18 protein-coding genes are annotated in these 19,173 nt (G+C 73.4%); 6 read left to right on the top strand and 12 right to left on the bottom strand.

The features are described from left to right. Window positions 1–389, bottom strand: a 389-nt coding sequence (locus tag ABTY15_RS34450) for an AfsR/SARP family transcriptional regulator (RefSeq protein WP_350604609.1), incomplete at its 3' end; no start/stop codon positions are given. Window positions 390–863: 474 nt separating this feature from the next. Next, a complete protein-coding gene (locus tag ABTY15_RS34445; protein WP_350604607.1) occupies window positions 864–1,583 on the bottom strand; it encodes a ScbR family autoregulator-binding transcription factor in 720 nt (239 codons plus the stop codon). 380 nt (window positions 1,584–1,963) lie between these two features. On the opposite strand from ABTY15_RS34445, the gene ABTY15_RS34440 reads away from it, so the two are divergent. Together ABTY15_RS34440 and ABTY15_RS34435 are read left to right on the top strand one after the other, a co-directional pair. Then, a complete protein-coding gene (locus tag ABTY15_RS34440) occupies window positions 1,964–2,353 on the top strand; it encodes an ArsR/SmtB family transcription factor (protein WP_350604604.1) in 390 nt (129 codons plus the stop codon). Continuing rightward, the gene (locus tag ABTY15_RS34435) at window positions 2,350–2,850 is read left to right on the top strand and encodes an SRPBCC family protein (RefSeq protein WP_350604601.1); all 501 of its coding nucleotides are present in this window, start codon (window positions 2,350–2,352) and stop codon (window positions 2,848–2,850) included. Before ABTY15_RS34440 ends, ABTY15_RS34435 begins: the two co-directional genes overlap by 4 nt. Window positions 2,851–2,901: 51 nt before the next feature. Here the strand turns inward: ABTY15_RS34435 and ABTY15_RS34430 are convergent, their stop codons facing one another. From ABTY15_RS34430 to ABTY15_RS34415, 4 genes are all read right to left on the bottom strand, one after another. Further along, complete coding sequence (locus ABTY15_RS34430) at window positions 2,902–4,137, bottom strand: serine hydrolase domain-containing protein (RefSeq protein ID WP_350604600.1); 1,236 nt, start codon at window positions 4,135–4,137, stop codon at window positions 2,902–2,904. Window positions 4,138–4,326: 189 nt separating this feature from the next. Continuing rightward, window positions 4,327–4,716, bottom strand: a complete 390-nt coding sequence (locus ABTY15_RS34425) for a DUF1048 domain-containing protein (RefSeq protein WP_350604598.1) — start codon at window positions 4,714–4,716, stop codon at window positions 4,327–4,329. Window positions 4,717–4,718: 2 nt separating this feature from the next. Beyond that, the gene (locus tag ABTY15_RS34420; RefSeq protein ID WP_350604596.1) at window positions 4,719–5,051 is read right to left on the bottom strand and encodes a PadR family transcriptional regulator; all 333 of its coding nucleotides are present in this window, start codon (window positions 5,049–5,051) and stop codon (window positions 4,719–4,721) included. A 161-nt stretch (window positions 5,052–5,212) separates the two neighbouring features. Next, a complete protein-coding gene (locus ABTY15_RS34415) occupies window positions 5,213–6,136 on the bottom strand; it encodes a LysR family transcriptional regulator (protein ID WP_350604595.1) in 924 nt (307 codons plus the stop codon). Window positions 6,137–6,384: 248 nt separating this feature from the next. On the opposite strand from ABTY15_RS34415, the gene ABTY15_RS34410 reads away from it, so the two are divergent. Continuing rightward, complete coding sequence (locus tag ABTY15_RS34410) at window positions 6,385–6,894, top strand: nuclear transport factor 2 family protein (RefSeq protein ID WP_350604593.1); 510 nt, start codon at window positions 6,385–6,387, stop codon at window positions 6,892–6,894. Between the two features lie 4 nt (window positions 6,895–6,898). Here ABTY15_RS34410 and ABTY15_RS34405 read toward each other — a convergent pair whose 3' ends face one another. Beyond that, window positions 6,899–7,303, bottom strand: a complete 405-nt coding sequence (locus tag ABTY15_RS34405; RefSeq protein ID WP_350604590.1) for a RidA family protein — start codon at window positions 7,301–7,303, stop codon at window positions 6,899–6,901. 201 nt (window positions 7,304–7,504) lie between these two features. On the opposite strand from ABTY15_RS34405, the gene ABTY15_RS34400 reads away from it, so the two are divergent. After that, window positions 7,505–8,122 carry a C40 family peptidase gene (locus tag ABTY15_RS34400; protein ID WP_350604588.1) on the top strand — a complete coding sequence of 206 codons (618 nt, stop codon included), beginning with the start codon at window positions 7,505–7,507 and terminating at the stop codon, window positions 8,120–8,122. A 95-nt stretch (window positions 8,123–8,217) separates the two neighbouring features. Here the strand turns inward: ABTY15_RS34400 and ABTY15_RS34395 are convergent, their stop codons facing one another. Then, window positions 8,218–8,685 carry a MarR family winged helix-turn-helix transcriptional regulator gene (locus ABTY15_RS34395; RefSeq protein ID WP_350604587.1) on the bottom strand — a complete coding sequence of 156 codons (468 nt, stop codon included), beginning with the start codon at window positions 8,683–8,685 and terminating at the stop codon, window positions 8,218–8,220. A 69-nt stretch (window positions 8,686–8,754) separates the two neighbouring features. Here ABTY15_RS34395 and ABTY15_RS34390 point away from each other — a divergent pair, with 69 nt between their 5' ends. Beyond that, window positions 8,755–9,165: a VOC family protein gene (locus tag ABTY15_RS34390; protein WP_350604585.1), complete on the top strand. Its 411-nt coding sequence runs from the start codon at window positions 8,755–8,757 to the stop codon at window positions 9,163–9,165. Between the two features lie 66 nt (window positions 9,166–9,231). Here ABTY15_RS34390 and ABTY15_RS34385 read toward each other — a convergent pair whose 3' ends face one another. From ABTY15_RS34385 to ABTY15_RS34375, 3 genes are all read right to left on the bottom strand, one after another. Further along, window positions 9,232–9,798, bottom strand: a complete 567-nt coding sequence (locus ABTY15_RS34385; protein WP_350604584.1) for a hypothetical protein — start codon at window positions 9,796–9,798, stop codon at window positions 9,232–9,234. 195 nt (window positions 9,799–9,993) lie between these two features. Further along, window positions 9,994–11,235 (bottom strand): threonine--tRNA ligase, encoded by a 1,242-nt coding sequence (gene thrS / locus ABTY15_RS34380; protein ID WP_350604582.1) that lies wholly within the window; start codon window positions 11,233–11,235, stop codon window positions 9,994–9,996. A gap of 199 nt (window positions 11,236–11,434) precedes the next feature. After that, window positions 11,435–12,166: a leucine-rich repeat domain-containing protein gene (locus ABTY15_RS34375; protein WP_350604581.1), complete on the bottom strand. Its 732-nt coding sequence runs from the start codon at window positions 12,164–12,166 to the stop codon at window positions 11,435–11,437. A gap of 144 nt (window positions 12,167–12,310) precedes the next feature. Between ABTY15_RS34375 and ABTY15_RS34370 the strand changes: the two genes are divergently transcribed. After that, window positions 12,311–13,480, top strand: a complete 1,170-nt coding sequence (locus ABTY15_RS34370) for a hypothetical protein (RefSeq protein WP_350604578.1) — start codon at window positions 12,311–12,313, stop codon at window positions 13,478–13,480. A gap of 33 nt (window positions 13,481–13,513) precedes the next feature. Here the strand turns inward: ABTY15_RS34370 and ABTY15_RS34365 are convergent, their stop codons facing one another. Next, on the bottom strand, window positions 13,514–19,012 hold the full coding sequence (locus tag ABTY15_RS34365) for a P-loop NTPase (RefSeq protein ID WP_350604576.1): 5,499 nt from the start codon (window positions 19,010–19,012) through the stop codon (window positions 13,514–13,516). Window positions 19,013–19,173: the final 161 nt, after the last annotated feature.

Here is a 19,173-nt window from a genome sequence, read left to right as displayed (position 1 = left end):
TAGTCCTCACCGTCCATCGCCCGGTAGCCCATGCCCGCCAGACGCTCGAACTCCCGCAGATCCGCCAGCCCGCCACCACTGTTCAGCATGTAGCCGCCGGGCGAGGTGACCAGCACGTCCTTGGCGCAGGACACCCCGGCCGCCACCCCCACCTCGGCCAGCGCCCGGTCGATCAGATCACGCAGCTGAAGCACATACGTCTGGACGGTGGTGCGCGCACTGCGCGGCGGCCGCCCCGACCACAACTCCTCCGCCAACACCCCCGCCGGGACGACCTGATCGGCACGCAACGCGAGCAGCCCCAGCACCTGCCGGGGTTTCGGCGCCGACGGCACCACCGGCACCCCGCACACCCGGACGTCCAGCGCCCCGAGCACCCGAATTTCCACGATGACCACCCCAATCACACGGAACGCCGCAGGCTGATCCGCCGCGGCCGGCACCCGGGTCGACACCCCAAGGGCGACTGTCACCAGTCAAAAACAGGACGTGCGGTTTGTCAATACAAAACCGACCGCGCTGTTTGTTTGGTCGCGCGCGGGAAGACGCCCCGACACTGGCCCGACCTTGCCGACCGACCCAGCGCCGCTGCCCGACCCCGACTCGGCCCCGGCCCGACTCGGCCCCGGCCCGACCCGGCCCCGGCCCCGGCCCCGGCCCCCGGACATGACGAAGGCGGCGTCGGATCCGCCAGGGATCTCGCGCCGCCACCACTTCCGCCCGCACCGCCGCCGACCGTCCACCGGCCGGCTCCGCGGGCCCGGAGCCCTCGGGCCCCGCTCACCACCACGTCAACTCCGCACCACCCAGGCCGCCTTCCGGCCCGACACAGTCCGGTGCGGTCGGGCCATCCGGCCCGGGGCTCAGCCCACGCCGACCCCGCCCTCGACCACCTGCGCCGCCAGCGGCTCTCCGGCCTGCGCCTCGCCGCCGCCCTGCTCGGGCGCGCGGTTGGCGGTCACCTCGGCGAGCACCCGGGCACCGCGGTCCGGCCCCATCTGCAGCGAGCCGAGCACACCCGGTACCGCGATGCTCGGCATCAGGTGCTGGTACAGGGCGGCCACCCGCCGCTCCAGATCGGCCCGCCCGGACAGCTTCTGCGACTGGATCTGCACACCCGTCCACGCGGCCGTCACCAGCCACGCGGTGTCCGCCGGGGCGACGTGTGGCAGCAGCTCACCGCGCTCGCGGGCAGCGGTCAGCAGCGCCTCCATCCGGCTGATCCAACCGAGGATCGCACCGCCCCCGAAGTCCTCGAAGACGTCCTGCCCGAGCGAGAGCCGGGCCCCCGCACTCAGCAGCGGATCGCGCGGCATCAGATGTGCGACCACCATCCCGGCGTCCACGAACTCCTGGAGCTTGCAGACCCGTTCGGGCACTCCGTCCTGGACGAACTGTTCCTCGACGACACCCTGCGCGAGATCACGCTTGGACGCGAAATGGAAATAGACCGCGCCACGGGTCACGCCGGCCCGGGAGACCACTTCGCCGATGGTGGCGCCCTCGTACCCGAACTCGTCGAAGACCGAAGCCGCCGCCTCCAGGATCAGCCGACGCGTCCGGAGCGCCCGTTCCTGCCGCACCACTCGCAACCACCCGCCCTGAGCTTCCGGAAAACCAAACCAAACACCCCGTATCTTAGCTACCGGTAACCCACGGGCCACAAGGTGATGTCCGGGAATCTCCTCAAACGTTCCTTCTCCCCCCACCCGCCCCCTGCGATTCCCCCACGCGCCGCCGGCCTTCCCACAGGCCACCCGAAGTGGCCTGACGGCCGGTACGACGACGGTTACCCCACCCCTTTCGGGCCGCCCGGAGAAAACCGGCCAAGCGGTTTTGGATTGGCTCCGATCGACTGCGGAAAGCAATCACCCCACCTTCCACAACCAAGCGGTTGAATAAGGCCGAGGGCGGGCGTAGCGTGGTTCTCAACCCATTGGTTGAGAACAAGCAGAGGTGTGCGGTGGCCGTCGACCAGCTGTCCCGGGCGTTCGTCGCCCTGGCCGATCCGACCCGGCGCGACATCGTCGCCCGCCTCTCACTCCGGGACGCGACCGTCGGCGAGCTGGCGGAGTCCTACGCGATGTCGATGCAGGCCGTCTCCAAACACCTCAAAGTGCTGGAGGAGGCCGGACTCGTGAGCCGCAGCCGGGACGCCCAGCGCCGACCGTGCCACCTCGAACCGCAGGCGCTCGACCTGATGACGACCTGGATAGAGCGCTACCGCCGCCAGGCGGAGGAACGCTTCAGCCGCCTGGACGCCGTCCTCGCGGCCATGGACCACGGCGACGTCCCACCCCCGCAACCCACTCCCCGGCACGAAGCCGCACCGAACGAAGGAGCCTCGTCATGACCTCCACCACCGGCCGCGAGACCCGGCACGAGACCCGGATCGAAGCGGACCCGACGCTGCCCACCATCCGGATCGTCCGCGAGTTCGACGCCCCGCAGGCGCGGGTGTTCCGGGCCTGGATCGAGCCCGAGCTGGTCACCCAGTGGCTCGGCCCCAAGGACCTCGACCTGAAGATCGAAACCTGGGAGGTCCGCACCGGCGGCCACTACCGCTACGCCTCCTACCGCGACGGCCAGGAGATCGCCGCCTTCTACGGCTCGTTCCACGAGGTCCGGCCGGACACCCGCCTCGTCCAGACCTTCACCTACGAGGGCGTACCGGACGGCGTCGCGCTGGAGACCGCCCTGTTCGAGCCCGCCGGAGAGGGCCGCACCCGCGTCACCGTGCTGTCGGTGGTCGACAGCCTGGAGGCCCGGGACGCCATCCTGGCCAGCGGCATGGAGCACGGCGTGGTCGAGGGCTACCAGAAGCTCGACGCCCTGCTCGCCTCCCTCTGACGACGCCCCGGGGCCGGGCTTCCACCGGACCGCCCTCAACCGGGTGGCGGGTCAGCCGTCGATCGCCTGGTAGAGGGTGGTCCAGAAGTCCTGCACGGCCCGTGCCGAGTCCGGGGTGGACATCCCGGTCTGGGTGAGCAGGATGCCGACGAGCCGGTTGTGCGGGTCGGCGTAGGTCGTGGTGCCGGCTCCGCCGTCCCAGCCGAACTGGCCGACCGGCGCGTAGTCACCCCGGTAGGTGCGCACCGTCATCCCGAAGCCCCAGCCGCCGGTCTGGCCCTGACCGTGTGACAGGTGGACCACGCTGCGCGCCCAGGCCTGGAGGGCGGTCGTCTGCTCGGGCGTGAGGCGGTTGGTGGTCATCAGCTCGACGGCGGGCCGGGACAGGATCCGCTCGGTGCCGTGCATCCCGTGGTTGAGCAGCATCCGGAAGTAGGCGTGGTAGTCGTCGACGGTCGAGTCGAGCCCGCCGCCGCCCGACTGGAACGCCGGAGGCTTGCTGTGGTGTCCCCCTTCGGCCTCGTCCGCCACGGTGAACTCCCCGGTCCGCGGATCGGGGGCGTACAGGGGCGGCAGCCGGTCCATCTTCTCGGCGGGCACGTGGAACCCCGTGTCCTTCATCCCCAGCGGATCGAAGATGCGCTCGCGCAGGAACGCCTCGAACGACTCGCCGGTGACCCTGGCCACCAGCACCCCGAGCACGTCGTCGCTGACGTTGTACAGCCACCGCTCTCCGGGCTGGTGCATCAGCGGAAGCGCGCCCAGGCGGCGCATCCACTCGTCCGGCTCCACCGCCGGCAGCATCCACCCGTTCTCGCCGTAGACCCGCTGCTCGAAGTAGGCGGTCATCATCGGGGAGCCCGTCGCCGTCATGTCCAGCCCGAGCCCGCAGGTGGAGGTGAGCAGGTCCCGTACGGTGATCGGACGCCGCGCCGGCACGGTGTCGTCCAGCGGGCTGTCGGGCCGCTCGAGCACCCGCCGGTCGGCCAGTTCCGGCAGCCACGGGTCTATCGGGTCGTCGAGTCGCAGCCGGCACTCGTCCAGCAGGACCATGGTCGCGGCGACCGCGACCGGCTTGGTCGTCGAGGCCATCCGGAAGATGGTGTCCCGGCGCATCGGCGCGCCGCCGTCATGGCGCATCGTCCCGATCGCCTCGACATGGGTCTCCTCGCCCCGGCCGACCAGGGCGACGAGCCCGGGGATCTTCTTGGATTCGACGTGCGCTTCCAGTACCTCGCGCAGTCGGCGCAGCCCTGCTTCGGACAAGCCGTTGTTGCCGTTTCCCATCAGGAGTCTCCTTGCACGCAGTGGTCGTTCTCGACGGCGCCGCGGACGTGCGGCGAGAGGCGGCCGCGGGGCGTGGCCCCGCGGCCGCGCTGTGCAGGTGATGTGCGGGCAGGCGGTGAAAGTGGCGCTCGACCCTCGGGGCCGATCTGGCGATCTGCCGATCTGCCGAGGCCGAGGGCCGAGGCGCGGTCAGACCGTCGGGTCCGCTGTCCCGGTCTCGCTCCGGACGGCGCGCTCGATGTCCTCGGTCAGCTGCTTCCGGGCACGGGCGGGAACGTAGCCGCCCTCCGAGTAGTTCTGGACGAACGCCTCGACGAACTCCACCGGATCCGCCCCGACGACCTCGCGGATCGGAGTTCCGTTCACCGCGGCCTGCTCGAACAGGTCGGCGAGGTCCTCGAACATCGAGGTACTGCTGTCCTCGTCGGTCGGCACGAAGTGCATCAGGTACCGCTCGATCGCCCCGACCGCCGTGCGGTGGTTCTCGGGAAGCTCCTTGACCCGCGCCTTGTACGCCCTCCAGCGCTTCTTGGGCCCGATCACCTTCGAGATGAAGCCGGCCTTCTCGACATCGGACATGGTCACTCGCCCTCCCCTTCGCGGAGCTGTTCCAGTCGTTCCGTGAGGAAGCTCCACGTCCTCCAGAACTCTTCGAGGTACTCCCGTCCCTGAGCGTTGAGGGAGTGCACCTTGCGCGGCGGCCCCTTCTCGGAGGGGACCTTCTCCACGTCGACGAGACCGCGCTTCTCCATCCTGAGGAGCAGCGCGTAGATGGTGCCTTCGGCGATGTCGGAGAAACCCTGCTCCCGCAGCCGCGCCGTGATCTCGTAGCCGTAGGCGGGCCGGCCGGACAGCGACGCGAGGATGATGCCCTCCAGCGTGCCCTTGAGCATCTCCGTCAGCAGCTTGGCCATGCAGCACCTCCCTCCTTGCACTAGTCAGCGCTGTTGAGTACCGGTACACAGTAACGCCGACTACCAGTACCTAGCAAGACGGAATAGCGGAAGCACACGCCGGCGCCGCACATGCCCAGCCCAGACGCCACCACCGGAGGCACCAGCGGCCGCCGGCATCGCTACGGCCGGTCCGCCGCTCCCCCGGCCAGGCCCAGGAGTTGGCACGCCGCACGGCCGAAGGCCCGGCCGGCCGGGGTGTCGCGGTCCCGGTGCCAGAGCAGGCCCCACTCCACCGGCGGCGCGCCGGCCATGGGCAGGTAGGCCACATCCGGTCGGGCGTGGTACCGCCGGGCCTGCGCGCCGACCGGGAACACCCCGAGGCCGGCCCCGACCAGCGTCAGGATCTCGTTCAGCGTGCCGCCGACCGGCCCGGCCGGGATCGGCCGGCCCCCGGGCGTCCGAGCGGGCGTGCGGTCCGCGCGGAAGGACTCCGGCAGCTGGGCGGGCAGTTGGACGAGCGGCACCCCGGCCAGGTCCTCGGGCCCCACCGACCGGCCGCCGGCCAGCGGATGCCCGGCGGCCACGGCCAGCATCCGGGGCTCGCTGACCAGGACCGGCCCCATCACCAACTCCGCGTCCTGGAGCGCGAACTCGGCGAGCACCAGGTCCACCCCACCCTCCCGCAGGAGCGCGAGCTGTTCCACGAACGAGGCCTCCCGCAGCGCCACCTCCCACTCCGGCAGCCCCTCCCGGAACAGCTCCGCGATCCCGATCAGCAACTGCCCGGCCGCCGGCCCGGCGAAGGCCACCCGCAGGACCCCGGTCCGGCCGCGCGCCGCCTCGGCGGCCCGCTGCACGGCGGCCCCGACCGCCCGCCAGGCGGGCCGCAGCTCCTCCGCCAGCTGCCGACCGAGCTCGGTCGGCTCGACCCGCCGGCTCGTCCGCGTGAACAGCTGGGCACCGACCCGGCGTTCGAGCTTCCGCACGGTCTGGCTGACGCGTGCGGTCGAGACGTGCAGGCGCTCGGCCGTCCGCCCGAAGTGCAACTCCTCGGTCAGCGCCAGGAAGGTCTCGATCTCATGCCGCTCCGGTATGCCGCCCACCACTCGCCCCCATGTCGCGTCCCGCATGCCCCGTGCGCGTGCGTGCCCCGCGCCCCGCGCAGCAGCCCGTATCTCGTGCCGCACCCCGCATCCCGCACCCCGCATCCAGCGCCGCGGCCCGCGGTTCACCTCGCGCCCATCATGAACTCTCCCTTCACGATCGTTGCACAGCTGCCCGTTGATCACCCCGCCGGCCCGGGCCAAGGTGGAGGCATCCGGCAAAGCCCAACACCCACCCGGGAGTTCCCGTGTACGTCACCCGTGACCGCGCCCTCACCGCCCCCGCCAAGGACCTCGACGCGCTGGCCGCCGAACTGCGCGACCGCACCGAGATCCTGGACGCCCTGTACCGCTTCGCCCTCGGCCAGGACCTCAAGGACCGCGATCTGTTCGCCTCCTCCTTCACCGTCGACGCCGAACTCGACTTCCGACCCGCAGCCGCCGCCTGGGGCGCCGAGCCGCCCCTGATGGTCGGCCGCGACGCGATCGTCACGGCGATCCTCGCCCTCTTCCACGAGCGGGTGAACACCACCCACCAGGTCACCAATCCGCGCATCACCGTGGACGGCGACCACGCCAGCCTCACCGCCCTGGTGGAGGCGCAGCACCTGCTGACCGCCACCCCGGCCACGCACGCGCTGCTGAAGAACCGCTACGACGTCGAGCTGCTCCGCGACGGCGACCGCTGGCTGATGCACCGCGTGCGGATCGAGAACGTCTGGCTGACCGGCGACCCGGTCGCGATCTTCAGCAACTGACCCCTCACGGGAGCACGGCCACCGCCTCCACCTCCACGAGTTGGTCGTGGTACCCGAGCACCGAGACCCCGAGCAGCGTGCTGGGAGCGTCGTGCTCCCCCATGTACGACCGGTACACCTCCCACACCTTCACCAGGTCGCGCTGCTCGGAGGAGGCCACGTACACCGTGGTGCGGGCGACGTCCGTCAGCCCGGCGCCCGCGTCCTCCAGCGCGGTTATCAGGTTCCGCATCACCTGGTGGGCCTGGCCCTCGTAGTCGCCGACGGCGACCGTCCGCCCCTCCGCGTCGAGCGGGCAGGCACCCGCGAGCCAGAGCGAGCGGGCCGGCGCCTCGACCAGCGCCGCGTAGGCGTAGTCGACGGCCGGGGTGAGGCGGGAGCTGCGGATCAGCTGCACGGCACCGGTCACGAAGTCCTCCAAGGGTCGCGGTCGAACCTTTCGCGCCCATCGTTGGGCGCCCGTGACACTCCGTCAAAGCATTTACCAGCGGACTTCCCGTCATTGCAGGGTCCGTCCGCCGACGATTCACCGTTGCGGGTGATAGCTCGGCGACCCGCCGAACCGGAATCCTGGTGTCCACCCCGCCCCGCCGACACCACGGAGTCCCAGATGGAGCCCCAACCGCCGTTCCGCAAGCAGAGCTTCGGGCTCGGCCGCCGCCGAGCACTGGGCCTGGTGCTCGGGGCGGGCCTCGTCCCGGCGCTGGCCCCGGCGGCCTCGGCCGCCCCGGCAGTCCCGTCGGCAGCGCGGACCCGGGCCGCGACCCTCGGCCACCAGGTCGCCGAGGTGGCCACCGCCCAGATCGGCGTGCCCTACGCCTGGGGCGGCGGCGACCGGCTGGGCCCGAGCCTCGGCTTCTGCGACGAGGAGAACGGCTACCTCAACGGCCAGTGCCTGGGCGAGAGCACGGTCGGCTTCGATTGCAGCGGCCTGGCGCTGTACTGCTGGTACCGGGCCAGTCGCGGCACGGTCGAGCTCGGGCACTACACCTTCGCCCAGTTCCACCGCAGCGCGCCGGTGGAGCGCGACGCCCTCGCCCCGGGGGACCTGCTCTTTTTCTCCCGCCCGGACGCGCCGCTGCACCACGTCGGCGTCTACGCGGGTGACGGCGCGATGATCCACGCCGAGCACACCGGGACGCTGGTCGCCCGGGTCGACGACGTGCTCGACGTCCCGCGCTGGGCGGGCGAGTTCGCGGGCGCCCGCCGCCCCGGGCCTACGAGCTGACGAAGAGACCAGCTGACGGAAAGCTCGACTGAGGAACCGGCGGATCGACCTCACCGACCGAACCGATCCGCCGCCCGACTCACCCGCCGTCCGACTCACCCGCCGTCCGACAACCCCCGCTGGACCCGCAGCAGCAGCTCCTGCAACACCCGCCGCTCCTCCGGGTCCAGCGGCGCCAGCACCTCGTCCTGCACCGCCCGCGCCTCGGCCTCCAGCTCCGCGAGCAGCGCCCGGCCCGCCCCGGTGAGCGCCACCGACACCCGCCGGCGGTCGGCCTGGTCCCTGGTCCGCTCGACGTGTCCGGCGGCGGCGAGCTGGTCGACGACCTTGGCCATGTCACTCGGGTCGATGCCGAGCCGCTGGACCAGGTCCCGCTGGGCGTGCGGCCCGAAGTCGGCGAGGGCGGCCAGGACCGCCATGTCCCACAGCCGCAGGCCGCGTCGGGTCAGCCGCTCGGCGAGGCGGCCCCGGGCGGTCTTGCCGATCCGGGAGAGCAGGTAGGTGCCGAGGTCCAGCAGGGTCGGCGGCAGCGCGCGGGCGGCGGGCGAGGGTTCGGGGGCCATGGCAGAAGTCTAGGGTCTCTCCCTATAGTGGGTGGCGACCCACTAATTCCCAGCGCCAGGAGTTCCGCCGTGGACGCCCTCTACCCCCGCCTGCTCGTCACCCGCTTCGCCGAGTGCTTCGGCTTCTACCGAGCCGTGCTGCCGCCGCTCACCGGCGCCACCCTGGTCAAGGGCACCCCCGACGGCCCGTACGCCAACTGGGACGTCGACGACCAGGCCGTCCTGGTGCTCTACGACCGCGCGGCGATGGCCGGGGCGCTGGGCACCGCCGGACTGCCCGCCCGGCCCGCCACCCCCGCCCAGGACGCCGCGATGCTCGTCTTCCGAGTGGACGACGTGGACCGGGCGTTCGCCCTCTGCCGGCACCACGGCGGCACCCCCGTCGTCGACCCGACCGACCGCCCGGAGTGGGGCCCCGGGCTCCGCAGCGCCCACCTGCGCGACCCGGACGGCCACCTGATCGAGCTGCAGTCCTACTGACGGCCACCCACCCGGCAGCCCTGGCCCCCGACCAGCGCCAGCGAGCCACCGGCGGCCGCACGCCGCTCAGTTGTGGAACACCTGGAGTTCACGCACGGCGTCGTTGAAGTCCGGACCGAGGTAGCCGGCCGGCAGGCCCAGGGTCGCCTCCTTGCCCAGTGTGGACGTCAAGTGCACCGTGTTGCAATCGTGGTAGCCCTTCATCGAGGACACGCTCAGCGCCACCTCGAAGTAGTTGACGAGGTGGTAGCCGGTGGCGTCACAGCCGCCCGCGTCGCCGTAGAAGGAGTAGATGACGCCGCCCCCGTAGTCGACGTCCTTGTACTCCTCCAGCAGCAGGGTGCGGTCGGCCGGCTTCGCCACGGCCCGGGCGCCACCGCCCGCGGCGCCCTCGGTGACGCCCTCGCTACGGGCGAGTGCATCGGCCCGGGAGTCCGGTGAGCAGGCCCGGCCGAGCAGCGGCGAGCGCCCGTCCGCGCCCGGGACGTGGCCGAGGACGGCGGCGCAGTACTGGACGTCCGGCACCGGCAGCGGGCGGAGCGCCCCCGACCGGACCGGGGCGGCGGCCACCACCCCGACGAGGGCGAGACAGGCGGCGGCGGTGGGAGCGACGATCCCGCGCGGAATGCGCATGGGTACCTCCGGAGCAGGGGGACGACGGCCGGGGACTCGGCCGCCCGCGCCCATTCGACGGGCGGCCGCCTCCCCCGGCGCGACCGACACACCGCGCACCGCACTAGTCGTACGTATGCCTCCGGCCGACGACCGACGACCGGCCGACAGCCAGCCGATCGACGCCACGCCGCCCGGAACGTCGAGGTGGGGCCGTCAGTCCGCCCACAGCTCGGCGCTGCACGCCGCCACCAGCGCGCCGATCCGGTCCAACACCTCCTCGGCGGGCAGCGGTTCGAGCCGACGGCCGTCCCGCAGACGCAGCGCGACCCGGTCGTCCACGGCCTCCTTGGCGCCGATCACCGCCTGGTAGGGCACCAGCCGCGCCGCCCGGATCCGGGCCCCGAGGCTGCCCTGCTCGGGCCCGGCGACCTCGGCGCGCAGCCCGCGCTCCAGGCAGCGCCGCCGGAGCCGTTCGGCCTGCGGCAGTTCGGCCTCGGAGACCGGCAGCAGCACGAGCTGGACCGGCGCCAGCCAGGCCGGGAAGGCACCGCCGTACAGCTCGATCAGGTGGGCGACCACCCGCTCGACGCTGCCGATCACGCTGCGGTGGACCATCACCGGCCGGTGCTTCGCGCCGTCCGGGCCGATGTAGTGCAGGCCGAACCGCTCGGGCTGGTGGAAGTCGATCTGGACGGTGGAGAGGGTGAACTCACGGCCGGCGCCGTCGGCGATCTGCACGTCGATCTTGGGCCCGTAGAACGCCGCTTCGCCCTCGGCCGCCTCGAACGGCACGCCCGAGCGTTCCAGGACGTCGGTCAGCAGCGCGGTGGCCCGCTCCCAGAGCACCGGGTCCGCGACGTACTTGCCGCCCTCGCCGGGCAGCGAGAGCCGGTAGCGGACCGGTCGGACGCCGAGCGCGCGATGCGCCTCGCGGATCAGCTCCAGAGCGGCGACGGCCTCGTCGGCGGCCTGCTCGGGGGTGCAGAAGACGTGCGCGTCGTTCAGCTGGATCGACCGCACCCTGGTCAGCCCACCCAGCACGCCGGACAGCTCGGAGCGGTACATGCCGCCCAACTCGGCGATCCGCAGCGGCAGTTCCCGGTAGCTGTGGGGGCGGGAGCGGAAGATCAGCGCGTGGTGCGGACAGAGGCTCGGCCGCAGCACCATCTCCTCCGAGCCCAGCCGCATGGGCGGGAACATGTCCTCGCGGTAGTGCGCCCAATGGCCGGAGATCTCGTACAGCTCGCGTTTGCCGAGCACCGGCGAGTACACGTGGCGGTAGCCGGCCCGCCGCTCGCGCTCGCGGATGAACTCCTCCAGGGCGTGCCGGACGGCGGCGCCGTCGGGCAGCCAGTACGGCAGGCCGGAGCCCATCAGCGGGTCGGTGTCGAAGAGGTCGAGTTCGCGGCCGAGCTTTCGGTGGTCGTGCTGCGCGTGAACGGGCTGGTCGTGCATGGCGGGTGGTCTCCACTCGGGTCGGCGGGCGAGTGGACCGGACACGGCGAAGCCCCGGGGCACTCGCCCCGGGGCTTCGGACTAGGTCAGCAGTCAGCGCGCCGGGACTCTCTCCGGCGTCGTCGTGGCGAGTGCAGCGCGCTTCATGCGATCCACGGTAGCAGCCCGGCGGCCTCCGCGGTGATCTTTTCTCCCGACCTCACAGCAGCACCACGCAGCCGCGCCCGGCGAGCGCGTCCAGCAGCCGCGCCGCCGGCTCGACCGGGTTCCACCGCAGGTCGAGCTTCTCCAGCGCGGGCAGGGCGGCCAGCCAGTCCGGCAGTTCGGTGATCCGGTTGCCCCGCAGGTCGAGGCGGCGCAGCCGGGGCAGCCCGGCGAGCGCCGGCGGGACCTCGGTGAGGGCGTTCTCCCGCAGTTCCAGTTCGCGGAGTTCGCCCAGCCGTGCGAAGGCGGCCGGCAGTGCGGTCAACCGGTTGCCCCGCAGCCAGAGTTCACGCAGGGCGGTGAGCCCGCCGAGGCTGTCGGGCAGCGCGGTCAGCCGGTTCTGCTGGGCCCGCAGTTCGACCAGGGCGGCCATCGCGCCGATGGTGTCCGGGAGTTCGGTGAGCCGGTTCTCGCCGACGTTGAGGTAGCGCAGCGCGGTGAGTCGGCCGAGGGCGTCCGGGAGCGCGGTCAACGCGTTGTCGTGCAGGTAGAGGAAATCGGTCAGGCCGGCCAGCCCGCCCAGTTCCTCGGGCACCGCGGTGAGCCGGTTGTGCCCGAGGTCGAGGGTACGCAGCCGTCGCAACCGGCCGATCCCGGGCGGCAGTTCGCTGATCCCGGTCTCGGCGAGGATGAGCACGGTCAGGTTGACACGGTCCCAGAGGCCGCGCGGCACACGGTCGAGCGGCTGCCGCCAGAGGTTGAGCGTGGTGTCCGTCACGCAGATCATTCTCCAGTCCGCCGCGCAGGCCTGCCCGGCGGGGGTGATCCAGCGTTCACCCGATCCGGTATTCGCCCCGCGCGATCTGGCGATGCGTCAGAATCGGTTCCGGCGTCACGCCCCGCGCACAGTCCACCCCGGAGGTACGGCCACATGACCCGCTACTGTGTCGACCCTGTCCGCTGCGAGCTCACCGCCACCTGGGGGACCAGCGAGGGGGACCTGACCGCACGCATCGCCGTCCTCCCCGCCGACACGGACCTCGGCGTGGTGCTCCGCCTGGCCCGCGGCCTCACCGGCCTGTCCGAGGCCGCCTGGCGCACCTACACCCACCCGGCCAGCGCGGCCGGCTCGCTGGAGTCCAACACCGAGGGCTGGCGGCGCGAACAGGAGCGCAAGGGCTTCGCCGAGGTGCCCGAGGCCGTCGTCCGGCCGAACCTGCCGCACGGCGGCACGCTGACCGTCTCCCCCAGCACGCTGGTCGAGTCCGCCCACCGGATCGGCCGCGCCCTGCACACCCTCGACAACGCGGATCTGGCCGCGGCCGTCCTCGCGGAGACCGCCGCCGAGCTCGCCGCCGTGGAGAGCGCCGAACTCGGCGACCTCACCGGCCGCGCCCGGCAGGCCGCCCTGCTCAGCCGGCAGAGCGCCTCGCCGGTCCAGGTGGCCGCCGCCGACCGCCTGTTCGAGGAGGACCCGTTCGGCACCACCGCGCTGTTCGCCGACATCGACCCGACCGCCGCGTCCGTGGCCGCCGCGCACTGGCTGGCGGCCGCCGCCGAGGTGAGCTCCGCGGCCTGCGGCCACTCCCTCACCAGCGTGGCCATGCAGGCCGAGGGCATCGAGGCCATGATGCTCCAAACGCCCATCCTCGTCCTGGAGTTCATCGAGGCGGGCGTCTCCCCCTACAACGCGGTCACCGGCCTGGTCCACCACGCGCTGCACATCGCCGACGGCCTGCTGCCCGACCCGGCCGGTCTGCGCGAACAGCTGGTGGAGTTCGACGAGGAGATCGCCGAGCGGCTCGGCGAGGGCCCGATCGATCCGGAGGACACCGGCCTGCGTCTGACCCCGCTCGACCCGAAGCGCCCCGCCCGCGACCTCCTGGAGGACCTGCTCTCCGGCATCCACAGCTGCTGGCTCCTGCACAGCGCCTACACCAACGGTTCCGGCCCCGACAGCGCCGACTCCGACAGCGCCGGCCCCGACGAGCGCGCCGACCCGACCGGCGCCGAGGCCGAACAGCGGCAGGCGGAAAGCCGCCACCGCTTCGCCCTGCTCACCCGGGAAGCCGCCGCCCGCCACGCCGACCGCCTCACCTGAGCCGGACCGCCGCCGACGCGGTCGGCGCAGCGCTCACTCGGCCGCCCGATCCGTCGCGGCGGAGGCCAACAGGTCCGCGTAGCCGAGGAGTTCGGCGGCCTGCTGCGGGCGCCGACCCGCCAGGGCCCGCAGCCGGGCGGCGGCACCCGCGAGCTGGACGGGCGTGCCCTGCCCGGCCGCCTCGGTGAACAGCAGGGCCTGCGGCGAACCGTGGGCGGTGGGACCGTACCCGAGCAGGGACTCCAGGGCCTCCGGTCCGAAACAGACCGCGATGACCCCGGCCAGGTACGGCCCCACGAAGTACTCGTCGGCGAGCTCCCCGGCGGCCCACAGCAGGGCACCGAGCGCGTCGATCCGGCCCTCGCCGACCAGGTCCATCGCGGTGTCGACGGCGGTGGCGGGGTCGGTGACGGCGTCGTAGACCTCCGGCAAGGGCAGGTGCCCGGCGAGTCGCAGGATGCCGAGGTGGCGGCGGATCTCCGGCTCCTCGGTATCGGCGGCGAGGAGTTCGTGCGCGAGCGCGTCCTCCACCAGCCCGGGGTGGGCGCGCAGGTACGCGAGGTCCGCCGCCCAGTCCGGGGTGCCGAGCCAGCCGTCCACCAGCTCCACGGTGGCGTGGTAGGCGCGCTCCTCGTCCAGGACGGCTTCCAGACCGCGGGTCTCGGCGGCTTGCAGCAGCTCGGCGAGTATGTCGAGCCCGGGGACGTGCGGCTGGATGGCCCGCATGGTGTCAAGGGCGGCGCCCCCGCGCTCGCTGCTGAGCAGCGGGTAGGCCTGCCGCAGGACGGACTCGTGCTCGGCCCACGTCTCGGCGGCCATCCACCGGTCGATCAGGGCGACGTACTCCTCGGGCAGGTCCGCCGTGGCCCAGACCGGCAGGCCGACGAGCATCCAGCCGAGCAGCGGGGCCTCGACGGCCTCCTCCCGGACGAACATGGCGAACGACCGCACCAAGACCCGGGCGCGGCCCGTCCACCTGGGGTCGTCGGACTCGTCGGCCGCCCGGACCGCGGCCTCCAGGCAGCCCGCGGCGCCGGTGCGGTCACCCTCCCCCCACCGCCAGACGGCCCGGGCCACCAGCAGCTCCGCGGCGGGCCCCGGCTCGAAGGCCGCGACCACCTCGTCCGCGGTCGCGGTGCCCGCGAACGGCCCGCCCGCCTTCGTCTCCAGCGCGGCGAGGTTGTTGAGGGCCTTGGCGAGATCGGACAGGAAGGCCTCGGGGCTCTCCCGGGCCAGGGCGGCGAACCGCGCCACCGCCTCGGTGATCGACTCCGCGGCGGCAGGCAGGTCACCCGCCTCGCCCTGGGCGAGCGCGAGGTTGTTCAGTACCAGCGCGAGGTCGGGGAGGAAGGCAGCGGGCTCCTCCGCGGCGAGCACGCGGTAGCGCGCCGCGCATTCGGTGATCGATTCGAGCGCCGCGCGCCGGTCTCCCGTCTCCCCCTGGCGGACGGCGAGGTTGCTGAGCGCCTTGGCCAGCTGCGGGAGGAAGGCGGGGTTGTCCAGGGCCAGGGCCTCGTAGTGCGCCACGGCCTCGGTGACGGACTCCAGTGCCGCCCGCCGATCATCCGTCAGCGACTGGCAGTTGGAGAGGTTGTTGAGCTCCCTGGCCAGGGCGGGGAGGAAGGCGTCCGCGTTCTTCCGGACCAGTTGCCGGCGGATGTCGACGGCCTCGGTGATCGCGTCCAGCGCCGCCGACGACGCACCGGTCTCGCCCTGTTCCATGGCGAGGTTGCTGAGGGCGCCGGCGAGATCGGGGAGGAACGCCTCCGGGTCCTCCTCAGCCAGGGACCGGTAGTGCGCCACGGCCTCCGTCACGGAGCCCAGTGCCGCACGCCGGTCGCCCGTCTCGGCCTGGCGACTGGAGAGGTTGGTGAGGGCCATGGCGACAGCGGGCCGGAAGGCTTCCGGATCCTCCCGGGCCAGCGCCCGCAGGTGCGCCACCGCCTCGGTCGCCGTCTCCAGGGCCGCGCGCCGGTCTCCCGCCTCCGCCTGACGGCTGGCGAGGTTGCCGAGGGACACGGCCAGGTCGGGCAGGACGGCGGCGGAGTCCTCCCGAACGAGCCGACGGCGGATGTCAACGGCCTCCTCGGCGGATTCCAGCGCCGCCCGCCGCTCCCCCACGGCCGCCTGTCGCAGGGAGAGATTGTGGACGGCCATGGCGAGGTCGGGGAGGAACACCACGGGATCCGCCTGGTCCAGCGCGCGGTAGTGCGCCAGCGCCTCCACCGCGGACCGCAGGGCCGACTGCCGTTCACCCGCGTTCGCCTGACAGCCGGAGAGGTTGCCGAGGGCAGCGGCCAGACCGGGGCGGTAGCGGACGGGATCCCTGCCGCTCAGGGCAGTGAGGTGGGTCACCGACTCGGCAGCGAAGCGGAGCGCGGCGCCTCGCTCTCCCACCTGCGTGTGGCGGAGCGAGAGGCTGCGGACGGCCCTGGCCAGGCCGGGCAGGAACATGTCGGGGTCGTCCTGGGCCAGGGCCCGGAAGTAGCCGACGGCCTCGACGGCCGATTCCAGTGCCGCACGCCGCTCGCCGGCCTCCGCCTGTCGCAGCCCGAGGCCGTTCAGGGCCTCGGCGAGCTGCGGCAGGAAGGCTTCCCGGTCCCCCTGGGCCAGACCGCGTAGGTGCGTCACCGCCTCGGTCGCGGACTCCAGGCCCGCCCGGCGCTCGCCCACCCTCGCCTGGAGTCCGGCGAGGCTGCCGAGGGAGGTGGCGAGGACGAAACGGAACGCGCCGGGCTGCGCCTCGTCCAGGAGATGCAGGAGGTGAACGGCCTCGGTGGCCGCCGCCACGGCCGCCCGCCGCTCGCCGACCCTTTCCCGGCACCCTGCGAGACCGTTGAGGGCCGTGGCCAGGGCGGGCAGGTAGGCGGTCGGGTCCTCCTCGGCCAGGGCCTGGTACAGCGCCACGGCCTCTTCGGCGGACTCCAGCGCCGCGCGCCCCTCACCAAGCTCCGCCTGGCGGCCGCCGAGGTTGCTGAGGGCCATCGCGAGGTCGGGCAGGTAGGCGCTCGGCTCCTCCTCGGCCAGGGCCCGATAGTGCGCCACCGCCTCGGTGGCCGAGTCCAGCGCCGCGCGCCGCTCGCCGACCTCCGCCTGCCGGAGGGCGAAGTTGTTGAGGGCGCCGGCGAATCCGGCCCGGAAGGTCGCAGGATCACGCTCGGCCAGTTGGCGGAAGAGCACGACGGACTCACCGGCGGAAGGCAGCGCCGCCCGCCGCTCGCCCACCACCGCCTGGTGACAGGCCAGGTTGGTGAGCGCACTGGCGAGGCGGGGTACGGCCCCCGAGTAGTCCCGGGCCAGGAGGCGGAGGTGGGCCACCGCCTGAGTGGCGGACTGAACCGCCGCCCGGTGCTCGCCCGCCTCCGCCTTCCGGATCGCGAGGTTGTCGAGCCACGCGGCGTGCGCGGCCCGCAGCTCGTCGGAGTCCTCCGGTGCACCCTCCGGCCGGCTGCGCTCGACGACGGCGAGGGCGAGCCCACGCAGCGTGCTGTGCCCGCTCGGAAGGCTGAAGGCGAGTTCGGCGAGCGGGAGTGAGGTGGGTTCGGCGCGGACGAGGTCCTCCAACGCACCGACGAACGGCCCGCCCTGGGCGGCGGCGACCGGGAGGGCCGCCTGCCACAGGTCAGGGGCCGCTCGCAGGGCGGCGGCAGCCAGCCGGGCCCCGTCGGCGCCGTGCGGGGAGTCGGCGACCCGGGTGATGCCGATGCAGGCGTTGAGCTGCTCCTGCCGTCCGGCCGCGACCAGGCAGCTCCCCAGCAGGTCCGGGTCGGCGAGCAGGACGGTCGCGGTGAGGTGGGTGGCGAGCGGGTCCGGGCGGACCGCGAGGGTGCCGTCCTCGGGTGTGGTGGGCAGCAGGTCCTCGAAGAGCGCGGCGATCTCGTCCCGACGGGTGGCCTCCTCGGCCAGCACGGGGAGCGCGGCGAGGGCCCGGTCGAGGCGGTCGCGGCGCGGGGCCAGCAGGCTGATGCAGGCGCCGGCTTCTCGCAGCAGCTCGCGGGTCCGCCCCGAGGGCTTGCCGATCTGGGCGGTGTAGCAGCGGATCCAGTAGCCCAGTTCGTGGTCGAGGATCCGCTCGTACAGCTCGTCCTCGGCCGTCGGGTGGTCGTGGTCGCCGGCCCGGGCACGGAGCCAGGCGTGCATGACCAGGTCGAGGGTGCTCCATCCGCCGTCGCCCGGGTCCGGCGGCGGTTCGGCGCCGAGCACGGTGGCGTCGGGCGCGCCGAAGGAGCGCAGCGCGGCGCGGAACACGCCCGTCCGGCGGGGGTGGCGGGCCGGGAGGGCGACGGCCTGGCTGAGGTGCCGGTGGCCGTCGCGGCGGAGCGTGGCGGCGATCTCCTGCTCCCACCAGTCGCCGACGGACCGCGCGGTCAGCAGCAGGCAGGTCGGCGCCTCGCGGTCGCGCAGGGCGCGCAGCAGGTGGACGACGTCCGCGGTCCGGTGGTCCTCGGCGTAGTCGACGACGGCGAGGACGGGCGAGGCGACGCGGGCGAGCCAGGCGCAGTCGTAGGGGTCGGTGTCCCGGGTGAGGAAGCCGGTGTACCAACCCTCCTGGGCGAGCCGGTGGGCGAGTTCGGCGGCCAGCCTGGTCTTGCCCGCGCCGCCGGCGCCGTGCAGGACGGCGATCCTGGTGCGCGGTCCGGCCGGGTCGGGCCGCTGGTAGAAGTCGCGCAGGTAGTCGAGTTCGTCGCGGGGGTGGAAGCGGATGGCGTCGTGGCGGGCCCCGAGCAGGCTGAGCGGTCCGCGTTCCTCGAGGTCGGCGGGCGGCGGCTGGTAGGGCGGGGCGAGCACGGGTGCGCGGGGCTGGTCCGGAAGCCGGAGCGGCTGCTGCTGCCGGCAGCCGAGGCCGACGTCGAGGGTGACGGCCAGCCGGTGCTCCGCGGCGGCCTCGCGGAGCAGTCGGGCACCGTGGGCGGCGGACGCTTCGAACGGGTGGGTGCTGCGGCGCCGCGGGTCGGCGGCGTTGGGCCGTGCGGCGGTGTCGGTGATGTCGAGGGCGAGGAAGGCGCCGGGGGCGTCGGCCGTGTCGGCGAGTTGGTCGAGCAGGTCCTCGGGCAGGGTGTGCCAGTCCGGCCCGGTCTCCTCCGACCGGTAGTCGACGTGCGGCGGGGCCTGGCGCCATCGGCCGTCCAACCAGACCACGACCAGGGCGTGCGCGGGCGCCCCGGCCCGGCCGGCGATCACCGCGAGGAGCGGGTGGAGACCGGCGTCGAGACAGGCACCGGCTAAGGTGACGGCCAGGTCCAGGCAGGTGGCGTGCCGTGGGGAGTGCAGGACCTCGTACGGCGCGCGGACGGTCTGGCGGCCGGGTGCGCTGCCGGCCAGCTCGTCGGCGTAGCTGATCCCCCGGGCGGCGAAGCCCTCGTACAGGGCGCGGAGGTCGTCCAGGACGGGGCCGTCGCCGGTCGGGGCCATGCCGAGGCCGAGCAGGTCCGCGGGCGTCGCCGGGGCGGTCTCGCCCGCCCGCCGGTACTGGACGTACGCCAGCAGCTTCGCCGGGTCGCCGACGGGCCAGCGGGGCCAGGCGGTGCTCATTCGCCCACCCCGCCGCCACCGCTCCCGGCTGCCGCCGAGCTCTGCCCCTGCCGCCGCCCCTGTCCCAACCGCGCCACATCGCCCCCCAAAGCCAGGTCTGACGATTCGTCACGAGTGACCGTAGCGCCTGGGTGTGACAACCGGGGAGCGCTGCGACCACC

Source organism: Kitasatospora sp. NPDC097643 (genome assembly GCF_040302625.1).
Classification (GTDB): Bacteria; Actinomycetota; Actinomycetes; order Streptomycetales; family Streptomycetaceae; genus Kitasatospora.
The sequence above is the reverse complement of the archived record's forward strand: the minus strand, read 5'-3'. Positions and strand labels throughout refer to the sequence as shown.

Bases quoted from the DNA above. Each gene is read 5' to 3' on its own strand.
- ABTY15_RS34435 (WP_350604601.1), top strand. From the start codon at position 2,350: ATGACCTCCACCACCGGCCGCGAGACCCGGCACGAGACCCGGATCGAA.
- ABTY15_RS34430 (WP_350604600.1), bottom strand. From the start codon at position 4,137: ATGGGAAACGGCAACAACGGCTTGTCCGAAGCAGGGCTGCGCCGACTG.
- ABTY15_RS34425 (WP_350604598.1), bottom strand. From the start codon at position 4,716: ATGTCCGATGTCGAGAAGGCCGGCTTCATCTCGAAGGTGATCGGGCCC.
- ABTY15_RS34420 (WP_350604596.1), bottom strand. From the start codon at position 5,051: ATGGCCAAGCTGCTGACGGAGATGCTCAAGGGCACGCTGGAGGGCATC.
- ABTY15_RS34400 (WP_350604588.1), top strand. From the start codon at position 7,505: ATGGAGCCCCAACCGCCGTTCCGCAAGCAGAGCTTCGGGCTCGGCCGC.
- ABTY15_RS34395 (WP_350604587.1), bottom strand. From the start codon at position 8,685: ATGGCCCCCGAACCCTCGCCCGCCGCCCGCGCGCTGCCGCCGACCCTG.
- ABTY15_RS34385 (WP_350604584.1), bottom strand. From the start codon at position 9,798: ATGCGCATTCCGCGCGGGATCGTCGCTCCCACCGCCGCCGCCTGTCTC.
- thrS (WP_350604582.1), bottom strand. From the start codon at position 11,235: ATGCACGACCAGCCCGTTCACGCGCAGCACGACCACCGAAAGCTCGGC.
- ABTY15_RS34375 (WP_350604581.1), bottom strand. From the start codon at position 12,166: ATGATCTGCGTGACGGACACCACGCTCAACCTCTGGCGGCAGCCGCTC.
- ABTY15_RS34370 (WP_350604578.1), top strand. From the start codon at position 12,311: ATGACCCGCTACTGTGTCGACCCTGTCCGCTGCGAGCTCACCGCCACC.
- ABTY15_RS34365 (WP_350604576.1), bottom strand. From the start codon at position 19,012: ATGAGCACCGCCTGGCCCCGCTGGCCCGTCGGCGACCCGGCGAAGCTG.